A 201-nucleotide genomic window follows, 5' to 3' on the forward strand; every position below is an offset into this window, starting at 1 on the left:
ACGTGCCAGTTTTTCTTCATGAAGCAGATGCTCCAGGAAGTCCATATAACTCCATTCCTGGTCTACTGCCTGTTGTGACAGCGCAGGCGCTGCGCTTATAAGGCTTTGAACCGCCCCGGGTTTCCTGGAGAGTGTTTTATCTGTGAACTCAGGCTGCCAGATCATCGTTTCCGATGGAAGCATAATAAGCTTTTTCTGCTT

1 protein-coding gene is annotated in these 201 nt (G+C 48.8%); it reads right to left on the reverse strand.

Annotation, left to right across the window (positions count from 1 at the left end; genetic code table 11):
- Positions 1–165 (reverse strand): ATP-binding protein (locus BHE85_RS28510; RefSeq protein WP_252965384.1); only part of this gene is annotated, 165 nt, incomplete at its 3' end.
- Positions 166–201: the final 36 nt, after the last annotated feature.

Origin of the sequence: Shigella sp. FC1567, assembly GCF_001743015.1 — a bacterium.
Taxonomy (GTDB): Bacteria; Pseudomonadota; Gammaproteobacteria; order Enterobacterales; family Enterobacteriaceae; genus Escherichia; species Escherichia coli.